This is a genomic window from Shinella sedimenti (assembly GCF_022601905.1).
GTDB classification, from domain to species: Bacteria; Pseudomonadota; Alphaproteobacteria; order Rhizobiales; family Rhizobiaceae; genus Shinella; species Shinella sedimenti.
The window spans coordinates 43,921-63,566 of sequence record NZ_JAKVIN010000002.1; the positions used below are offsets into that span (position 1 = coordinate 43,921).

Below are 19,646 nucleotides of genomic sequence, written 5' to 3' on the forward strand. Positions count from 1 at the left end.
GAAACGCCGTGGAACCGATTTGGTTGCCGCGACTCGGCCTGTAAATGCAAAAGCCCGCCGTCAGGCGGGCTTTCTCAGGTTTTGCGAGCGATCAAAACTTCTTCGTAATCGAGACCTTGAAGGTCCGGCCCGGTTCGCTGAAGTAGTCGCGGGCGGCAAGCGACGTGTCTGCCGGCACGTCGATCGCATTCCAGTAGCGCTTGTTGAAGACGTTGAAGACGCCGGCCTGGACGCGCAGGCCGCTCAGATCGGTGTCGCCGATCTTTTCCGGCTGCCACCAGACGGTCGCATCAACGATGCCATAACCCGGCGCTTCGAATCCCTTGCCCGTTACTTGGCCGTTGCTGGTTTCGCCACGGCTGACTTTGTTGCGGGCCGATGCCATAGTCAGGGAGAGATCACTGCCCCAAGTCTCCGTTGCGTAGCCGAGACCGACAATGGCGCGCAGCGGGGCGACGGAGTTGAGGTAGTCGTCCTTCTGCGTGTCCTTGCCATGCGACCAGGCCACCGAACCCCATGTGCGCCAGTTTTCATGGAAGCGCCATTCGCCGCCGAGTTCGACACCGTAGATCCGCACCTTGTTGCGATTTTCGTAGCCCGTAATGCCACCGACCGGATAATCGCCACCTGGGGGGGCGATGACAACCGTGTCGATGAAGTTGCGGTAGTAGTTGTTGAAGACCGTGGCAGACAGCGTGTAGTCGTCGCTCTCGTACCGCGCACCGGCTTCAAAGCCGTTGCTGGTTTCCGTATCCAGGTTCGGGTTGCCCAAGCGGGCATACGAGCCGGGCGCGCCGTAGTTCTGATAGAGTTCGGTCACGCTCGGCGCGCGGAAGCCGCGGGCGTACTGGGTGAAGAGTTCCAGTTCCTCGGTTGCCTGCCATGCCAGACGCAACTTGGGCGAGATGCCGAAGTCATCGGCTTTCTTCATGTAAGCCGGGTCATAGTTCGGGCTGCTTTCGAAGGTCGCCGTTCGCTGAGGCGAATGGCTGTACCAGTCCAGGCGCACGCCTGGCGTCACTGTCAGGCGGTTATCGAAGAACTTAATGTCGTCTTCGAGAAACAGGCCTGCCACGGTGCTGTCCACATCTGGCATGTCGGATGCGTTGGTGTGCAGCATGCGGCACGACTGCGGGCCGAACGGCTGAGGAATTCCGTTCCAGTTGATCGTCGGGCAATTGTCCTTGCCTGCGGAATATTGATGGGTGTCCTGCCAGTAGATTTCACCGCCGAATCTGAAATTATGACTGATGCCACCGAGTTCCAATTCCTTCGAGGCGTTCCCTGTGAGGCCGTAGGAGGACTGCTCGAGCATGTTGTCGCGCATATAGTCGCCGGTTGGAAAACCGTAGCGGAAAGGGTCCCCGGGAATGATGTCTGCGCGCGCGTCACGAAGGCGAAATCCGTTCGTCCTGCGGTTGAGCGTTTCCTTCTGCCAATAGGCAGTGAGGTTAGCCTTGTCGACGATGTCCGAACCATCCGGAGAATCGAAATCGTAGCTGGCCGAAAGGCGCTTGCGGTCGACTTCTTCGCCACTCTTCAGCGTGCCTGGCCGATAGCTGGCCGTCGTGCCTCGCCGGTCATCGATGTCCTCGTCGCGGTTATACAGGTCAGCTGTGAGGCCCAAGCGGTGACCGCCCTCGAGATACTGATGGAATTTGACGAGGAGGTTTCTCTGTACAAAATCGGACGGATTGGCTTCCGTGCGGGTGTTGCCGTATCCATCGATTTCGCCGAGGTTCTTCGTTTCGTGGCCTTTCTTGTAGCCACCCTGCACGAGAACCCACGTATCGTCGTAACGTGCAGCAACGGCGCCGTTACCACCCGTGCTGCGGTCGCTGCTGTCATACCCGCTCTTCACGAGGCCGCCGAAAGTCTTGCCGTTTTGGACCAAGTCTTCCGGATTGAGGGTACGGAGTTCGACGACGCCACCGAGCGCACCCGAACCGTACTTGCTCGAATCCGCTCCCTTCGTGATGTCCAGCGATGAGAGGCTGTCGAAATCGAAGGCGTTGACACCACCCCGGGCGCTGTCACGTGGATCGGTGAGCCATGGCAATCGGATGCCGTCGATCGTCGTCAGGACACGGTTATCCTGAAGGCCGCGCAGGTTGACGCTTTTACTGGTGCTGTTGAAGTTCACACCGGCGTCGACACGGCGGGAGAAGTCATTGAAGTCGGTGACCATTCGTTCGTCGAGCGTGGAACGCTCAGTCGTCTTCGTCAGGGGGGACGGTGCGACGCGCGCCTGCTTCTTTCCTTGCACCGTGATGGTTTCGAGCTGCGTCGCGGTGGTCGTCGCCTGTTGAGCGAGGGCGACCGTGGGCATGCAGAAGATGAGGGCGGCCGATCCACTCAACAGACGTAGACGCGGCGATTTGGACCAGCGCATGGAAGCTCCTTGGCGTTTTGCAATTGGGCGGAAATGTGGCTACTAAATGTTTCCTCAATGAGTCAAGTTTGAATATGATTTTTTAATTCATGTTTTTGTTGGCGTTGTGCTTTTGCGACAGGTGAGGAAATGGTTCGGCTGCGAACAAGGTGGTCTTGCGTAGTCGCGCATCTCGCGCTAACAATCCCGCCATGACGAACATGATCATCATCGCTGGCTGGTGGTGGGCTCGCTGAGGCGGCCTTGACCAGTCATGCGTGATTGAGACGACAAGCCGCCCGGAGAATTCGAGGCGGCTTTTTTGTGTTTTAGGCCGCCTTCTTAAAGACCGGGCCTGAAAACGGAGTGGGGAATGGCGACGAAAGTACTGGATGACGGCAGCGAGGCCTATGAGACCAAGGGCGGGGTGACCGTCACCCGGCGGCGTCGCGCGGCGGATTACGCCAATGCGATCTCGACCTATATCGACAAGCTCGACGAGCGGCGCGGCGCCGTGTTTTCGTCGAACTACGAGTATCCGGGTCGTTATACCCGCTGGGATACGGCTGTGGTCGATCCGCCGATCGGCATTTCCTCCTTCGGTCGCGCCGTCTGGATCGAAGCCTACAATGCGCGCGGCGAGGTCTTGCTCTCCTTCATCGCCGACCGTCTCGCCGCCGTGCCGGAACTGGCACTTGGCGCGCGTTCGGCGACGCGTCTCGATCTCGACGTGAAGATGCCCGACCGGGTGTTCACCGAGGAGGAACGCTCGAAGATGCCGACGGTCTTCACGGTGCTGCGCGCCGTGACCGATCTCTTCCATTCGGACCAGGACGCCAATCTCGGCCTTTATGGCGCCTTCGGTTACGATCTCGCCTTCCAGTTCGATGCCATCGACCTGAAGCTCACGCGGCCGGACGACCAGCGCGATATGGTGCTGTTCCTGCCGGACGAAATCCTCGTCGTCGACCACTACGCCGCCAAGGCCTGGATCGACCGCTACGACTTTGCCAAGGACGGGCAGTCGACCGAAGGCAAGGCCGAGGCGATCGCGGCCGAGCCGTTTGAGACCGTCGATGTCATCCCGCCGCATGGCGACCATCGACCGGGCGAATATGCCGAACTGGTCGTCAAGGCGAAAGAAAGCTTCAAGCGCGGTGACCTTTTCGAAGTGGTTCCGGGCCAGAAGTTCTTCGAGCGCTGCGAAAGCAAGCCCTCGGAAATTTCGCGGCGCCTGAAGGCGATCAATCCGTCGCCCTATTCGTTCTTCATCAATCTCGGCAACCAGGAATATCTCGTCGGTGCCTCGCCGGAAATGTTCGTGCGCGTGTCGGGCCGGCGCATCGAGACCTGCCCGATCTCGGGCACGATCAAGCGCGGCGACGATCCGATTGCCGATTCGGAGCAGATCCTGAAGCTGCTCAACTCTAAGAAGGACGAGTCCGAGCTCACCATGTGCTCGGATGTCGACCGCAACGACAAGAGCCGCGTCTGCGAGCCGGGTTCGGTAAAGGTCATCGGCCGCCGGCAGATCGAGATGTATTCACGCCTCATCCACACGGTCGACCATATCGAGGGGCGGCTTCGCGACGACATGGATGCCTTCGACGGCTTCCTCTCGCATGCCTGGGCCGTGACGGTGACGGGTGCGCCAAAACTGTGGGCGATGCGCTTTATCGAGGCGCATGAGAAGAGCCCGCGCGCATGGTATGGTGGGGCGATCGGCATGGTCGGCTTCAACGGCGACATGAACACGGGGCTGACGCTGCGCACCATCCGCATCAAGGATGGCATTGCGGAAGTGCGGGCCGGCGCCACGCTGCTCTACGATTCCAACCCGGACGAAGAAGAAGCCGAAACCGAACTGAAGGCCTCCGCCATGATCGCAGCCATTCGTGACGCAAAGTCGGGCAATGCCGCCAAGGTCCAGCGTGATGTCGCATCGGTCGGGGCAGGGGTGAAGATCCTGCTCGTCGATCACGAGGACAGCTTCGTGCACACGCTCGCCAATTACTTCCGCCAGACCGGCGCGGACGTGACGACCGTGCGCACGCCGGTGCCGGAGGAGGTGTTCGATCGCATCAATCCCGACCTCGTCGTGCTGTCGCCCGGACCGGGCAATCCGAAAGACTTCGACTGCAAGGCGACGATCAAGAAGGCGCGCGCCCGCAACCTGCCGATCTTCGGCGTCTGCCTCGGCCTGCAGGCACTGGCGGAGGCCTATGGCGGGGAGTTGCGGCAGCTCGCCGTTCCCATGCACGGCAAGCCCTCGCGCATCCGCGTGCTGGAGCCGGGCATCGTGTTTTCGGGACTGGGCCGCGAAGTCACAGTCGGCCGCTACCACTCGATCTTCGCCGATCCCTCGACCCTGCCGCGCGATTTCATCATCACGGCCGAGAGCGAGGATGGCACGATCATGGGCATCGAGCATGCCAGCGAACCCGTCGCAGCCGTGCAATTCCACCCGGAATCGATCATGACGCTCGGGCAGGATGCCGGCATGCGCATGATCGAGAACGTGGTGGCGCATCTTTCCAAGAAGAAGGACGCCAAAAGCAAGGTGGCCTGACCGACCGTTTGCCGCGCCAGTCCACGGGACAGGCGCGGCGCAGCCGGAGACGATGGAATGATACAGTCGAAGCGAATGATGGCCGAAATTTTTGCGGCGCTCAGCCTGTCGGTGGCAGCGGCCCATGCGGCCGATGAACGGGAGGCGGCGGCCAAGACCCTCGTTTCGGCCAGCCTGCCGGTCTGGCTGGCGCAGGCCGACGCCTTCACCGCCGATGTGACTGCGATCCAGACGGCGACCGAACGGTCCGCGCATGGCCTGGCGTCCACGCTTCCCGAGACCTGCGACGTTGCGCGCATGAACCGCGATCTCTGCGGCGTCAAGCTGGTGCGCATTCCGTCCTTGTCCATGGCGCCGGGACTGCTGGAAAAAGACACTGTCGCCGTGTTGCAAAAGGATTTCGGCGCGGTCCGCCGGGGCGATGTCCTCGTGCACAATGCGAAATACCAGGGCGCTGCCTCGCTGGGCATAACGCGGGTGATCGGCATGCCGGGGGATACGGTCGAAATCCGCGCGGGGGACGCGCTTGTCAACGGCAAGCCCTTTGCCCGCGAGGTGACCGGAGAGACATATGGCGACGACATCTTCTCCGCTGCCGTCGTGCGCGAGACAACGCCTGAGGGCCGAAACTACACGATCGCCATGCCGGACCCGCGTCCGCAGACCCAGGCGGACAATTTCGGGCCCGTCACGGTGCCGACAGGCAAGTATTTCGTCATGGGCGACAACCGGTACAATTCGCTCGACAGCCGTTTCCCCGACATGTTCAACGAAGACGGTTTCGTCGCGCAGTCCGACGTCGTCGGTGTCGCCGCCTCGGTGCTCGCGGCCAACGACCACGCGCGGATCGGGCTAACGCTCAGATGAACGATGCCGCAAGCGGTTTGCGGTTTTGACAAACCGGCTCGTCTGCTCTAAACGCCCAGCATACAGAACCGCCTGCGCGACACACCGCGCGGGCGGTTTTGCGTTGATGGGCCAGGCTTTTTGCAACTCGGTTGCATGCGCATGGAGAGCGGCATGGAAAAATCGGATATCAGGACGGTCCAGCGGCTGGCGCTGTGGGGCATTCCCTTCGCCTTCTTCGTGATGGGGCTGAAACTCGTGGCCTGGTGGGTGACTGGTTCCGTCGCACTCCTGTCGGATGCAATGGAATCGAGCGTCAACGTCATCGCCGCCATCGTCGCCTTCGCTGCGATCAGCTATGCGGCGAAACCCGCGGACAAGACGCATCCTTTCGGGCATCACAAGGCGGAATATCTCTCGGCGGTGCTGGAGGGCGTGCTGATCGTCGTCGCTGCACTTCTTATCGTGAAGGAGGCGCTGCCGGCGGTCTTTGCGCCCACGCCGATGGAGGCGCCGGTGCTCGGCCTTGCCATCAACTTCGCAGCCGCGGTACTCAACGCGATCTGGGCGATGGTGCTCATTCGTGCCGGCAAACGCTACCGCTCGCCTGCGCTTGCGGCCGACGGCCAGCATATCCTGTCGGACGTCGTGACATCCGTCGGCGTGCTTGTCGGTCTCGTGCTGGCGATCCTCACCGGATATGCCATGCTCGATCCGCTGCTCGCCGTGCTCGTTGCGCTCAACATTCTCTATCAGGGCTGGAAGGTCATCACGCATTCGGTGGACGGGTTGATGGACCATGCGGTGGAGCCGGCGGAAGCTGAGGCCATCAAGGCGGCGATTGCGGCCAATGCCACGGGTTCGCTCGGCGCGCACGACCTCAAGACACGGCGTGCGGGGGCGGCGACCTTCGTCGATTTCCATCTGGTGGTGCCGGCGGCAATGGCGGTCGGCAACGCGCACGACATCTGCGACCGGCTGGAGGACGCCATCCGCGTCGTTCTACCCGGCGCGCAGATCGCCATCCATGTCGAGCCGGAAACGGAGAAGGCGCATGGCGAGCGCGTGCGGATGACGGCGCCTGACGTCTAGATCATGCCGGTGAACCGCGGTTCACCGGACATGCTTTATCGAACGGCGGCATTTTCACGCCGCCGTTTCAGGCTCGGTTTCAGCCGAAGGCGAGGGCGAGGCCGGCCAGGGCGGTCAGGCCGCCGATGATCCGGGCCACGATGCCGTTGCCAGAAAGCCGCGCAATGCCGAGACCCAGCCCGATGCCTGCGGCATGCAGCAGCGCGGTCGCGATGACGAAGCCGACGCCGAAGGGCAGGGCGCCCGCAGCGCCGAGTTCGCCGCCATGAGCATGGCCATGGAAAAGCGCGAAGACGGCGACGATCGCCATCGACATCGCCGCATCGAGCCGGACCGCCATGGCGACCAGCAGGCCGAGCGCGACCACGGAGGCGAGGATCGCCGGCTCGACGAAGGGCAGGTCGATGCCGGCAACGGCGACGCCGAAGCCCACAGCCATGGTCGCGACGAAGGCGAGCGGCACGCGCCACAACGCACGTCCGCCGATCTGCGCTGCCCACAGGCCGACGGCGACCATCACGAGGATGTGGTCGAGCCCGAAGAGTGGATGCGAGAAGCCGGCCATGAAGGAGCCGTGTTCGGCCGGGTTGAGATGGGCAAAGGCGGGTGCGGTGGTGGCGGCGAAGGCGATGCTCGCCAGCCCAAGGATCCTGATCATGATGTCCCCTGTCTTCCGGCCCCGGGAGCGGGCCGGGCATCGATTTATCACCATGCCATCCTAGGAGCACAGCAGCAGCCAAGTCCATACGCAATTCATGCAGGGTAGGGCGTGCCTGTTGTGTGCGAGCGCGGCGTTTACCCTGTTTTCCGGTGTCGCGGCGAGGCTCTATCGCGCCTTATCCGTTTTGTTGCATTGTCTTGGCGGGTGAGTCGCATTATCTGACAGCGACACGACTATTGACGAGCAATCCGGAGACTTTGGATGAGCGACGAGGACGACAAGAAGACGGAACTGCCCCTGGGCAAGGAAACGGAGGCGAACCTTTTCAAGTCGCGTTCGATCTTCATCTATGGGCCCATCAATCAGGAACTGGCGCAGAAGGTCTGCTCGCAGCTCGTGGCGCTTGCCGCCGCCAGCGACGAGGACATCCGCATCTACGTCAATTCACCGGGCGGTCATGTTGAATCGGGCGATTCGATCCATGACATGATCAAGTTCATCAAGCCGAAGGTCTGGATGATCGGTACGGGTTGGGTGGCCTCGGCCGGCGCACTGATCTATGTCGCCGCTCCCAAGGAGCAGCGCCTTTGCCTGCCCAACACCCGCTTCCTTCTGCATCAACCGTCGGGCGGCACCCGCGGCATGGCGTCGGATATCGAGATCCAGGCCCGCGAAATCATCAAGATGAACGAGCGCCTGAACAAGATCTTCGCCGACGCCACCGGCCAGCCGATCGAGAAGATCGCCAAGGACACTGACCGCGACTACTGGCTCTCCGCAGAGGAAGCCAAGGGTTACGGCCTCGTCTCGCGCATCGTGACGTCCCAGGCGGATATCTGAGGCTTTTCGGCCAGATGAATTGAGGAAGCCCTCCCGTTTCGGAGGGCTTTTTCTTTTAGATGGTTGCGCAATCGGCGTCCCGCCGGTATAGACGGCCTCATGTTGAAGACCGGCGCACAGATCATCGAACGAGTTTCCCGCGGCAGCGCAGCTGTTCGCGAGCGTTCGCGCGGCTTCTCCTCGCTTCTTCTTCTCGGCCTTACGCGCGGTTGCCGGGTTCGTTGAGGAGCGCCCGGCGGCCGAAAAGCCCGCCCAGGCCATAGCTCCTCGTTTCACCCCTATGCATTAATTCCGGTTCTGGCCGCCCATGGCCAGCATTCGCCATCGCAAAATGCGCATAGTCCTTGCTACAGCGGCCTTTGCACGTCATGAAATGACGTGCGGCACTGTGAAGCTTGCGCTAAGACGCTTTGCCGAATGCCGGGACGACGAAGAGACGAAGACGATGATTTTGAAGACCCATACACCCAAGCAGGGCATGCCCGAAGCCGCCGCCAAGTATCAGCCCTATCCTGTCATCAACATTCCCGACCGCACCTGGCCGGGCAAGGTGATTGACAAGGCGCCGATCTGGTGCTCGGTAGACCTGCGCGACGGCAACCAGTCGCTGGTCAACCCGATGGGCCACGACCGCAAGGCCCGCATGTTCCAGCTGTTGCTCGACATGGGCTTCAAGGAAATCGAGATCGGTTTCCCATCGGCATCGCAGACCGACTTCGATTTCGCCCGCTGGTGTGTCGAGCAGGGCAATGTTCCGCAGGATGTTTCGTTGCAGGTTCTGGTGCAGTGCCGCCCGGAGTTGATCACCCGCACCTTCGAGGCGCTGGACGGCGCGCATAACCCGATCATCCACTTCTACAATTCGACGAGCGAATTGCAGCGCCGCGTGGTGTTTGCCAAGGACGTGCCCGGCATCAAGCAGATCGCCACCGACGCCGCCAAGATGATCACCGACATGGCTGCGAAGGCCGGCGGCGGTTACCGCTTCGAATATTCTCCCGAGAGCTTCACCGGCACCGAGCTGGAAGTGGCGCTGGAAATCTGCAACGCCGTCGTCGAGATCGTGAAGCCGACGGCCGACAACAAGCTGATCCTCAACCTGCCGTCCACCGTCGAGATGGCGACGCCGAACATCTATGCCGACCAGATAGAGTGGATGTGCCGCAACATCGACAACCGCGAGAACGTCATCATCTCGCTGCATCCGCATAACGATCGCGGCACGGGCATCGCCGCCACCGAACTCGCCTTGATGGCCGGCGCGGACCGCGTCGAGGGCACACTGTTCGGCAATGGCGAGCGCACCGGCAATGTCGACGTGGTGACGCTGGCGCTCAACATGTACACGCAGGGCGTCGATCCCAAGCTGGACTGCTCCGACATCGAGCGCATCAAGGCGGTCTACGAGTATTCCAACGAGATGGCCATTCCCGAGCGCCACCCCTATGTCGGTGAACTGGTCTATACGGCCTTTTCCGGCTCGCACCAGGACGCTATCAACAAGGGCATGAAGGCCATCAAAAAGGCCAACAAGCCGTTGTGGGAAGTGCCTTACCTGCCGATCGATCCTCAGGATGTCGGCCGTTCCTACGAGGCGATCATCCGCATCAACTCGCAGTCGGGCAAGGGCGGCATCGCCTATATCCTGCAGGAAGACTACGGCATCAACCTGCCGCGCAACCTGCAGGTCGAGTTCCGTGACGAGATCCAGCGCATCACCGACGAGGAGGGCGTTGAGCTGCCGGCCAAGCGCATCCACGAAGAGTTCATGCGTACCTATGTCACGCAGCCCGACACGCGCCTGCGCTTCGTCGATCATCACACCTATCCCGATACGAGCGGCAAGGGCGCGCGCATCGTTGCGGCCGAGATCACCGACGGCGGCGAGACGAAGCGCATCGAGGGCAAGGGCACCGGCCCGATCGACGGCTTCATCCATGCGCTGTCGATCTATCTCGGCATAGACATGTCGGTTGCCGACTATTCCGAACACTCGCTCCAGCAGGGCTCGAACGCTGCGGCCATCGCCTATGTCGAGGTCGTGCATCCCGGCGGCAAGCTGTTCGGTGTCGGCATCAACACCAATATCGTGACCGCCTCGCTCGAGGCGATCGTGTCCGCCGCCAACCGGGTGCTTGCGACACGCGGCTGACGGCCGACAAGAGACTGCAAAAGCCCGGCAATCGTATTGCCGGGCTTTTTGTTTTCGGGACGTGTCGGCCTGGCCGGGCATTGTTCGTCTTCTAGGTATCGTTCAACGAAACCACGGAAGAAAGGAACATGTCATGGCAAAGAACACCATCTGTCTCTGGTACGACAAGGATGCCGAGGAGGCCGCACGCTTCTATGCGCAAACCTTTCCCGACAGCGCCGTCGGCGCCATTACACGGGCACCTGGCGACTATCCCAGCGGCAAGGAAGGGGAGGTGATCGTGGTCGCCTTCACTGTGGCGGGCGTTGCGTGCATCGGCCTCAACGGCGGCCCGGTCTTCAAGCACAACGAGGCTTTCTCCTTCCAGATTTCCACCGAGGATCAGGAAGAGACCGACCGGTACTGGAACGCCATCGTCGGCAACGGCGGGCAGGAAAGCGAATGCGGCTGGTGCAAGGACCGCTGGGGCATTTCCTGGCAGATCACGCCGCGTGTGCTGACCGAGGCGCTTGCTGTCGGCGGTGCGGAAGCCAAGCGTGCTTTCAGCGCGATGATGACGATGAAGAAAATCGACGTGGCGGCGATCGAAGCGGCACGGCGCGGCTGAGGCCGGAAGGCATCACTTCGGCGGCGGACAGTGCGGCCAAAAGAACGATAGAGGTATTTCAGGTGAACTCGTGTTCACCTGAAAAATCTGGTGTCAGATCGTTGTGGAGACTGCTTCGGCGATACGTTCGAGATCAGGGTCGGCGGATGGACCGACGACCACGAAGGAGGCATCGCCCTTCTGCCAGGAGATCAGGCCGACATCGTTGCGCATGCTCTCCACCATCGCCGTGGTGCCCTCGACCGGGTCGCTTTTCAGGAAACAGATTGCGAAGATCTCGTTTTCAGCGTCCCGGTAGAGCAACTGGGCCGTCGGCTTGCCGTTGGCCACCAGCAGGCGCGCGCCCTCGAAGGTCAGCTTTTGTGCCGTCAGGTCGGGCACGGTGAAGGTCACGCCGGTGCTGGCCGAGAGCCACTCCGCGATATGGTCCTTCTCGCTTGCCGGCACTTCCACGAGATGGCGTGCCTGCCGCGCATAGATGCGATGATAGTCCGCGACATCGTCGAGCCAGGTGCGGGCGGGCGCGAACTCGTTTGCGGCGGACTGGAACGAAGTCTGCTTCTGCTCTGAAATGAGGTAGCCCACGGCGCCGCCGGCGAGAAAGATCACCAGCGAGGCGGCAAGCGCCTGCGGCCAGAAGGCGCTGCGGCGCGGCGCGCGGGTGTCCGAAATCGGGATGGCGGCAAAACCGAGCGATGACGAAGAATCATCTTGATCGCCGCGGACGTCCTTGATGTTGCGCACCAGATCGAACGGGATCGGCTCCTGCAGCATCCTCTCGAAGGCGCGGGCACCGAACTCGCTGCCGAGCTTGAGCTTTTCGTAGACGGCGCGCGCGGCGGCGTCGTCGGCGAGGATCGCGTCGATCTCCGCCACTTCGTCTGCCGGCAACTGGCCGTCGAGATAGGCTGACAGACGGACTTCCAACGGGAGACCCTGCGTACTTCCAACCATCAGGCCCTCCTTTCCGTCTGCTCGGAGATCATGGCCGAAAGCCTGATGCGCGCCGCCGAAAGACGGCTCATCACGGTGCCGATCGGTATGCCGAGAATATCGGCTGCTTCGCGGTAGCTGTGGCCTTCGACATTCACCAGCAGGAAGACGCTGGACAGACCTTCGGGCATCGTCATGATCAACTTGTGCAACTGCTTGGCATAGACCGCCTTGTCGGCCGACGCTTCGATATGCAGGCTATCCTGCTCGGCCACATCTACGGTGCCGGACCCTGTGCGGACCTTTCGCTTGCGGATTTCGTCCACCCAGAGATTGCGCGTCATTGCATAAACCCAGCTTTCGAGCCGGCCTTCACCGTTCCAGAGATGGCACCGCGTGATCGCTCTTTCGCACGCCTCCTGCACGAGATCGTCTGCATCGCTGCCGTTGCGCGTCAGCGTCATGGCGAAACGACGCAGCTTCGGCAGCAAATTGACCAGTTCTCGCCGGAACTCATTCGATTCAGCCGTCGGACGCATTGCTTTTCCAGGGAAACGTTTGGGATCATGGCTCTATTCGCCGTCGCGATGACGGCGAATGCCTGATATGAAACATTCTTCCACTGGTCTGCAAGCATGAACGGCACCCGGATGCGCAGTTTCCCGCGTTCCCGTCAGGATTGATCGTCGGTTTCCGGCGTCTTCACGTCCCGAGGAACGCAGGCACCGATGTCAGTAGGTGGTGCGTTCGCCGCCGAGCGACTGCAGGAGCGCGCGATAGGCCCAGGTGTTTTCACCACCGCGGTCGCGAATCTCGACAAGCTGCACGCGGGCGCCCTCGACATCCCCCTGCTCGAGCAGCGCCTGGCCCATATAGGAGCGGGCGAGAATGTAGTTCTCGTCCTTCTGGAGGGCACGCTTGTAGTAGGTCATGCCGAGTTGCATGTTGCCGAGCTTGCGGGTGTTGTAGCCCATGTAGTTGAGGATGCGGGGATCCTCCTGGTCATAGGCGGCGCGCAGCGCACGAAGCGCATTCTCGTGCTGGCCGGCATAGGCGAATTCGCGGGCGGCTTCATAGAGCTTGTCGTCGATGAGGCGCTCGCTCTTCTTCTGTTCCTCTGCCGTCGGCTTCTTTTCCGCGGGCTTCAGGTCCTCCGGCGCGATGCATTCCTTCTTCTCGTCGCTCCAGATCTTTCCGTCGGTGCACGTCGTCGTGGTTTCGGTGGCGACGGGGGGCGTGGTTGTATCGGACTCCGCGGCCCGCGCGGACGAGAAGGCCGTCAGCGAGACGGCGGCGCACAGCGAAAGCAGCAGTTTATGGCGGTAAATGGTCATGGTTCCCTCCGAACGTGTCCACTGCCGGGCGCTGGCCGTCAGGGAAGTGGGCCCGTCCGATGTCGTTGCATCCGGCGGGGCTGTCCAAGAAATCATGACGGGTCAATGGTGTGATTTATTCGGACGCGTCTAGAATTTTGTCGTTTCCGCGAGCGCCAGACTTTGTGCGTCCGGCGTCAGCGCGTAGCGTTCGCGCACGACGTTCCAATCGCCCGGGGAACCGGAGATCGAGAAGAGATTGTAGCCCGCCGGCGGCTTGTGACCGCCCGGCCCCTGCGAGGCCGACGCGATACCGACGACCGGCACGGGCTTCGTCTGGCCGGCCAGCCAGTGCACGGTGTCGAGATGGGTATGGCCGTGCAGCACGAGCTCGGCCCCGCCGCTGGTGATGGTTGCGGCAAAGCGGCGGATGCCGATCATGCGCTTGTGGAAGGCGGTCGCGCCGCGGATGGGCGGGTGGTGGATGAGCACGACGCGGAACAGGCCGGCTTCGCCCGCCGCCCGCAGCATGTTCACGGTCTCGCGGGCCTGCCGCCTGCCGAAGTAGCCGGATGCCGAAAAGGGTGGCGTCGCGACGGCCGTCGAGCAGCCGATGATGGCCACAGGCCCGCGCACGCGCAGATAGGGGAAGACATGCCTGTCCTCCTGCCATTCGACCGGGGCGGCATCGCCGCGCATATAGGGATACCAGGCGCGCGTCGATTTTTCGTAGGCGCCGCGCACATAGGCGTCGTGATTGCCCGGCACGACCGAGACGTTTTCCGGTTGGCCCGCCTCGGCGAGCCAGTGGCGGACGGCCGCGATCTCCAGCCGCGAGGCGAGGTTTACCAGGTCGCCGGTGATCGCCATATGATCGGGCGCCTGCCGCTCGATATCGTCGAGCACGAGGTCGAGCGTGTTGGTGAAGAGATGCCTGCGGCGATTGCGATGCCAGTTGACGAAGCCCGTGATACGCTTGGAAAACAGTTCCACGAAGGTGAGGGCGGGCAGCGGCCCGAGATGGACATCCGAGATATGGGCAAGTCTGAACATACCCTTCCTTAGAGCATAAGGCCGTTAAGGGAAACGCAAGGCGTGGATATTCGGCGCTTCGCGATCACGCAGGCTTGATTTGGGAAGGGCCTTGCTGCGAAGTGCCGGAATGGAACAGGACACGCTGCCCGATTTTCCGACGCGAAGCCTTCAGGCGCGCCTCCTGACATGGGTGTTGCACCGCTACTTCGCATGGTCACGCGGCATGACGATGGGGGTGCGGGCGGCCTGTTTCGATGCGGAGGGCCGCGTCTTTCTCGTGCGCCACAGCTACGTGCCCGGCTGGCATCTGCCCGGCGGCGGGATCGAGCGCGGCGAGACCGCGCTTCAGGCGCTGGCCAAGGAGATGCGGGAGGAGGGCAACCTTCAAATCGGCGCTGCGCCACAGCTGCTCCACGTCTATTTCAATCGCCGGACCAGCAAGCGCGACCACGTGCTGTTCTACCGCTGCGACGCCGTGAGCCAGACCGCTCCGCGCCTCAAGGATCGCGAGATCGTCGAGGCAGGTTTCTTCAGCCTGGACGCGCTGCCGGCCGGAACGACCGTGGCCACCCGCCGGCGGCTGGAGGAAATCGCCGGCCGGTTGCCTTTCGCGGAGATCTGGTAGGTCAGGCCGCCGCCAACTTCTCCCGGCCGTGCGGCGCGGTCAGGTCGATGGCGGGGCCGACCGGGACGATGCCCGTCGGGTTGATCATGGTGTGGGAGCGGTAATAGTGCTCCTTGATGTGGCGCATGTTGACGGTCTCGGCCACGCCCGGCACCTGATAAAGCTCGCGCAGGTAGCCGTAGAGATTGGAATAATCGGCGATCCGGCGAATGTTGCACTTGAAGTGCCCGACATAAACAGGATCGAAGCGAACCAGCGTCGTGAACAGCCGCCAGTCAGCCTCCGTGATGCGGTCGCCCGTCAGGTAACGGTTCTTTCCGAGCCGATCCTCAAGGTTGTCAAGCGTTTCGAACAGCGTGGTGACGCTGCCTTCGTAGGCGTCCTGGGTGGTGGCGAAGCCGGCCTTGTAGACGCCGTTGTTGACCGTGTCATAGATCCGGTCGTTCAGTGCGTCGATTTCGCCGCGCAGGTTTTCCGGGTAGAAATCGTCGGTCGAACCGGTCAGGTGGTCGAAGGCGGAGTTGAACATGCGGATGATCTCGGCGGATTCGTTTGAGACCATGCGATTCTGCTTCTTGTCCCACAGGACCGGGACGGTGACGCGGCCCGAATAGTGCGGATCGGCCTTGAGATAGACCTCGTAGAGCGCGGAGACGCCGAACAGAGAATCAAGCGTGCCGCCGTTCTCTCCCTTGAACTCCCAGCCCTTCGACAGCATCAGCGGATCGACGACGGAAACGGTGATGAGGTCTTCCAGCTTCTTGAGTGCACGGAAGATCAGCGTGCGGTGCGCCCAGGGGCAGGCCAGGGAGACATAGAGATGGTAGCGGTCGGCCTCGGCCGCAAAGCCGCCTTCGCCGCTGGGACCCGGCGCGCCATCCGGCGTGATCCAGTTGCGGAACTGCGAAACGGAGCGCTTGAAATGACCCTTGGTGGCCTTCGTGTCATACCAGACGTCGTGCCAGACGCCGTCAACCAGCATGCCCATGATCTTCTCCTTCTGATCGGCCCCGCGGCCGTGAACTTGGGGTCATAGATAGCGTATCGGTCCGGACTGGATAGGCGCAATTTCGTGAACAGTGCGTTTTGCCCTTTGACGGAAGCAAATTTTCTGCTATCCGCGCAGACCAGCACCGGCACTCAAGCCGGCGAGGAAGACGAACGCATGTTCCATACGGGAAACCCACGACGACGCTGATGCTCCTGCTGCGCCCCCTTCGGCGGCGGCGCGATAACCCGCATCCCTAAGCTTCGTATCCGGTTCCCTATCGCCATGAACATGCTCAAGCACGATCTCGTCTACCTGACGGAAGATGTCTCCCACGACGCCGCCATCGAACTCATCAACGAAGAAGCCTTCGGTCCCGGCCGGCATGTGCGCGCTGCTGCGCGCATTCGCGAGCAGGGCCCGCACGACCTGTCTCTCTCCTTCGTCTGCACGGATGACGGCGAGACGATCGCCTCGGTGCGCATGACCCCGGTTTGGGCCGGCGGCGTGAAGGGCCATCTGCTCGGTCCGCTTGCCGTGCGGCCCTCGCACAAGAACCAGGGCATCGGCCGCGAACTGCTGCGCATCGCCTGCGCTTCCGCCCGGCGGAAGGGCTCCGAGGCTGTCATCCTGGTCGGCGATCCGCCCTATTACGGTCCGCTCGGCTTCGAAAAGGTGGCGTGGAACGCGCTCGTCTTTCCCGGACCGGTCGATCCGGCGCGGGTACTGGTCATGCCCTTTGCCGAGGATACGCACGAGCGGCTGAAGGGTGTGATCGCCTGGCGTGGATGAGGGGGCTGCTCTACGCCCTCAGTCCTTTGCTTCCATGAAGCGGATGCGGTTCTGGAACGGATCGATGACGGTCACTTCAAGCCGCGAGCCTTCGTCCTCCAGCCCCGGCTTCATGTAGCGATAGTTCTTGTCGATCAGCTCTTTCTGGAAGGCACGGATGCCCTTCATGTAGACGACCATGTTGCCGCCGGGCGTGGCATCGCCCGCATGTTCGGACAGATGCAGCCTGAGATCGCCGCGCGAGACCTGCGTATAGAGCGGGAAATTGTCGCCGTATCGATGTTCCCAGTCGACGGAAAAACCCAGAAAACCGAGATAGAATTCATGCGCCTTCGCCACATCGAAGATGCGCACGATCGGCACGGCCTGTTCGAAGGCGATGCCGCCCTCCACCGGCTTCGCCTCGATCTTCGCGGAAAGAATGTTCCAGGTCTCCACGCCGAACTGGCGGGCGACGATTTCGAGCGCTTCGCTGTGGCTGATCTCGATATTGCGGGCGGCCAGCGTTTCCCGCATGGCTTTCGCCATGGCTTTGGCATCGCGAAAATCGCGCATATCCGTTCCTCATCTTCCGGCGAAGTCCCCGTCAGTGCCCGCATTGCCGACGCCTTCGCCCAACGATGAACGGTGGAGAAAGGTTCTGATGGAGGCGTTCGCCATGCCTTCAGGAAAGGCGCGGGTCTGCCGGCCGCCTCCGGCCGTGCGGGAAGACTAGCCCAAGCGACGGCGGCCCGCCAGCGCTTTTCGCGCTAGCGGCCTTCGCGGTACCACATGGCGGAGAAGGCAAGCAGCAGCAGGCCGACACCGGCAAAGCCGGCGAACAACGGCAGGGAATTGATGCCCTTCAGGACGGTCTCGTCCGTCATGCGCAAGGACAGGCGGCCTTCATCGACGGTTCGGACCTGCCCGGAAACCGGCAGCAGGGGCGGCAGCGAAACCGCGTCGCCTTCGGAGTCTACCAGCCGACGCACGGTGCCCCTCGTCGCATCGGCGAGCGGCTTCAGCGTCTGCGTGGTGGAGATCGTCGCCTTGAACTCGGGCGCATCGACCGCGCCGACATGGACGAGGGCGTTGAGATCGCCGTTGGTGATTTCGTAGAGGCCGGTCTCCGTGGTCTGGACCTCGGCGCGGTAGAGGCCGGGTTCGGCTTTTGTGAGCGCGACCTGTTGCGTTGCGCCGGATGGCAGCTTGAGCGTGGCCTCTCCGGGCGCATCGCCGATAGTCTGGCGGTTGATCTGCAAGGTGCGGCCGAAGGTGCGTGCGGTCAGCGCCTCTTCCTCCAGCGCCGGTTCCTGCATCAGCCAGTGGGCGGTGCGCCGGTAGAGCGAGACATGGGGCCCGCCGCCTTCGAAGCCTCGTGCCCACAGCCAGCCCTGATCGGAGAGCAGCATGGCGACGCGGCCCTTGCCGGCGCGGTTGAGCACGAGCAGCGGCTTGCCGTCATTGGCTTCCATCACGACGTTGCCGTCCGGGCGTTGCACGTCCACGGTGCGGAACCAGCGGCCCCAGTGCGGCGGCTCGTCGTTGGCGCCTTCCAGGCCGCGCGTCACGGGATGCTTTTTACCCTGATCGGACAGCCGGGGATAGAAGGGCGTCTCGTTCATCGCGCCGGTCGGTGCCGCCGGCAGCACGACTGATAGCGGCGTGCCGGCGATGGAATCGTTGCCGGCATGTTCGGGGCCGGCGGCGATCAGCAGGGCCCCGCCATTCTCCACATATTGCGCGATATTGTCGTAATACAGAATCGGCAGCACGCCACGGTGCTGGTAGCGGTCGAAGATGATGAGGTCGAACTCGTTGATCTTGTCCACGAACAGTTCGCGCGTCGGGAAGGCGATGAGCGACAGTTCGTTGATCGGTGTGCCGTCCTGCTTTTCCGGCGGGCGCAGGATGGTGAAATGCACGAGGTCGATCGCGGTGTCTGACTTCAGCAGGTTGCGCCAGGCGCGTTCGCCGGCATGCGGTTCACCCGAAACCAGAAGCACGCGCAGGTTCTCGCGGATCCCTTCGATGACGTGGACGGCGCGGTTGTTGGCCGTCGTGATCTCGCCTTCGACCGGGGCGACCTCGAACTCGAGAATGTTGTTGCCACCGCGCGGCACGGTGAATTCGAGCGGCTGCTCTGTGCCCGGCGTGGCGTTTTCAGCGGCGATTTCGTTGCCGTTGAGGCGCACCGTGACGCGTGCCGTGCCGCCGGGCCCTGCACCGTCATCCACCACACGGAATTTCAGCTCCTGCTTTTCGCCGACGATGCCGAAGCGCGGGGCGCTGACCACCTCGATCCGGCGGTCGAATTCGTCAGGACGGCCCGTGACGAGCGCATGCAGCGGCGCGTCGAAGCCCGTGAAGGCCGCGGCATCGGGGATATCGTGTACCTGCCCGTCGGTGATCATGATCGCACCGCCCACCCGCGAGCGCGGCACGTCGGCGATGGCGGCATTGAGCGCGTCGAACAGGCGCGTCGAGGGCGTTTCCGACGTGCCGTCGTCGCCGGCTTCGACGATGCGCGGCTCAATGCGCGGATAACGGGCGAAGCGCTCCTTCAGGCCCTCCAGCGCCGCATCGGTCTGGGCGGTGCGGGTCTCGTTGTCCTGGCTCTGGCTGCGGTCGACGATGACGGGGACGATGGTGGACAGCGCCTCGCGGTCCTCCTGAAGGAAGACGGGATTGGCGAGCGCCAGCACCAGAAGGGCGAGCGCCACCGCCCGGACGACGGAACCACGCAGGCCGCGCCAGAAGCCGAGGGCTGCAAGCGCAAGCCCGACGATGCCGATGGCGGCAATCGCGATCCAGGGCAGGAAGGGGGAGAACTGAAGCGTCAT

17 protein-coding genes are annotated in these 19,646 nt (G+C 62.6%); 8 read left to right on the forward strand and 9 right to left on the reverse strand.

Annotation, left to right across the window (positions count from 1 at the left end; all coding sequences use genetic code 11):
* Nucleotides 1–91 precede the first annotated feature (91 nt).
* A complete protein-coding gene (locus tag MKI86_RS04395) occupies nt 92–2,392 on the reverse strand; it encodes a TonB-dependent hemoglobin/transferrin/lactoferrin family receptor (protein WP_241597979.1) in 2,301 nt (766 codons plus the stop codon).
* 352 nt (nt 2,393–2,744) lie between these two features.
* On the opposite strand from MKI86_RS04395, the gene MKI86_RS04400 reads away from it, so the two are divergent.
* The 3 genes from MKI86_RS04400 (at nt 2,745) to MKI86_RS04410 (ending at nt 6,878) form a co-directional block, all read left to right on the forward strand.
* Nucleotides 2,745–4,940 carry an anthranilate synthase gene (locus MKI86_RS04400; protein ID WP_241597980.1) on the forward strand — a complete coding sequence of 732 codons (2,196 nt, stop codon included), beginning with the start codon at nt 2,745–2,747 and terminating at the stop codon, nt 4,938–4,940.
* 57 nt (nt 4,941–4,997) lie between these two features.
* Nucleotides 4,998–5,807 carry a signal peptidase I gene (gene lepB / locus MKI86_RS04405; RefSeq protein WP_241597981.1) on the forward strand — a complete coding sequence of 270 codons (810 nt, stop codon included), beginning with the start codon at nt 4,998–5,000 and terminating at the stop codon, nt 5,805–5,807.
* Nucleotides 5,808–5,960: 153 nt separating this feature from the next.
* A complete protein-coding gene (locus MKI86_RS04410) occupies nt 5,961–6,878 on the forward strand; it encodes a cation diffusion facilitator family transporter (protein WP_241597982.1) in 918 nt (305 codons plus the stop codon).
* 79 nt (nt 6,879–6,957) lie between these two features.
* Here MKI86_RS04410 and MKI86_RS04415 read toward each other — a convergent pair whose 3' ends face one another.
* On the reverse strand, nt 6,958–7,536 hold the full coding sequence (locus MKI86_RS04415; protein ID WP_241597983.1) for a HupE/UreJ family protein: 579 nt from the start codon (nt 7,534–7,536) through the stop codon (nt 6,958–6,960).
* A 264-nt stretch (nt 7,537–7,800) separates the two neighbouring features.
* Here MKI86_RS04415 and MKI86_RS04420 point away from each other — a divergent pair, with 264 nt between their 5' ends.
* The 3 genes from MKI86_RS04420 (at nt 7,801) to MKI86_RS04430 (ending at nt 11,138) form a co-directional block, all read left to right on the forward strand.
* On the forward strand, nt 7,801–8,379 hold the full coding sequence (locus MKI86_RS04420) for an ATP-dependent Clp protease proteolytic subunit (protein WP_117366840.1): 579 nt from the start codon (nt 7,801–7,803) through the stop codon (nt 8,377–8,379).
* A gap of 445 nt (nt 8,380–8,824) precedes the next feature.
* Nucleotides 8,825–10,531: a 2-isopropylmalate synthase gene (leuA, locus tag MKI86_RS04425; RefSeq protein WP_241597986.1), complete on the forward strand. Its 1,707-nt coding sequence runs from the start codon at nt 8,825–8,827 to the stop codon at nt 10,529–10,531.
* Between the two features lie 133 nt (nt 10,532–10,664).
* Nucleotides 10,665–11,138, forward strand: a complete 474-nt coding sequence (locus MKI86_RS04430) for a VOC family protein (protein ID WP_241597988.1) — start codon at nt 10,665–10,667, stop codon at nt 11,136–11,138.
* A gap of 93 nt (nt 11,139–11,231) precedes the next feature.
* Here MKI86_RS04430 and MKI86_RS04435 read toward each other — a convergent pair whose 3' ends face one another.
* From MKI86_RS04435 to MKI86_RS04450, 4 genes are all read right to left on the reverse strand, one after another.
* The gene (locus MKI86_RS04435) at nt 11,232–12,092 is read right to left on the reverse strand and encodes an anti-sigma factor (protein WP_241597990.1); all 861 of its coding nucleotides are present in this window, start codon (nt 12,090–12,092) and stop codon (nt 11,232–11,234) included.
* Nucleotides 12,092–12,610, reverse strand: a complete 519-nt coding sequence (locus tag MKI86_RS04440) for an RNA polymerase sigma factor (RefSeq protein WP_160869739.1) — start codon at nt 12,608–12,610, stop codon at nt 12,092–12,094. The genes MKI86_RS04435 and MKI86_RS04440 overlap by 1 nt, the downstream gene beginning before the upstream one ends.
* 192 nt (nt 12,611–12,802) lie before the next feature.
* A complete protein-coding gene (locus tag MKI86_RS04445) occupies nt 12,803–13,405 on the reverse strand; it encodes a tetratricopeptide repeat protein (RefSeq protein ID WP_241597993.1) in 603 nt (200 codons plus the stop codon).
* Between the two features lie 129 nt (nt 13,406–13,534).
* Nucleotides 13,535–14,437: a metallophosphoesterase family protein gene (locus tag MKI86_RS04450; RefSeq protein WP_241597995.1), complete on the reverse strand. Its 903-nt coding sequence runs from the start codon at nt 14,435–14,437 to the stop codon at nt 13,535–13,537.
* A 109-nt stretch (nt 14,438–14,546) separates the two neighbouring features.
* Here MKI86_RS04450 and MKI86_RS04455 point away from each other — a divergent pair, with 109 nt between their 5' ends.
* On the forward strand, nt 14,547–15,044 hold the full coding sequence (locus tag MKI86_RS04455) for an NUDIX domain-containing protein (RefSeq protein WP_241597997.1): 498 nt from the start codon (nt 14,547–14,549) through the stop codon (nt 15,042–15,044).
* A gap of 1 nt (nt 15,045) precedes the next feature.
* Here MKI86_RS04455 and MKI86_RS04460 read toward each other — a convergent pair whose 3' ends face one another.
* Complete coding sequence (locus tag MKI86_RS04460) at nt 15,046–16,032, reverse strand: glutathione S-transferase family protein (RefSeq protein WP_241597999.1); 987 nt, start codon at nt 16,030–16,032, stop codon at nt 15,046–15,048.
* Between the two features lie 285 nt (nt 16,033–16,317).
* On the opposite strand from MKI86_RS04460, the gene MKI86_RS04465 reads away from it, so the two are divergent.
* The gene (locus tag MKI86_RS04465; RefSeq protein ID WP_241598001.1) at nt 16,318–16,824 is read left to right on the forward strand and encodes a GNAT family N-acetyltransferase; all 507 of its coding nucleotides are present in this window, start codon (nt 16,318–16,320) and stop codon (nt 16,822–16,824) included.
* An 18-nt stretch (nt 16,825–16,842) separates the two neighbouring features.
* Here the strand turns inward: MKI86_RS04465 and MKI86_RS04470 are convergent, their stop codons facing one another.
* The gene (locus MKI86_RS04470; protein WP_241598003.1) at nt 16,843–17,379 is read right to left on the reverse strand and encodes a glyoxalase superfamily protein; all 537 of its coding nucleotides are present in this window, start codon (nt 17,377–17,379) and stop codon (nt 16,843–16,845) included.
* Nucleotides 17,380–17,573: 194 nt separating this feature from the next.
* Entirely contained in the window at nt 17,574–19,646 is a 2,073-nt protein-coding gene (locus MKI86_RS04475) for a hypothetical protein (protein WP_241598004.1), read from the reverse strand.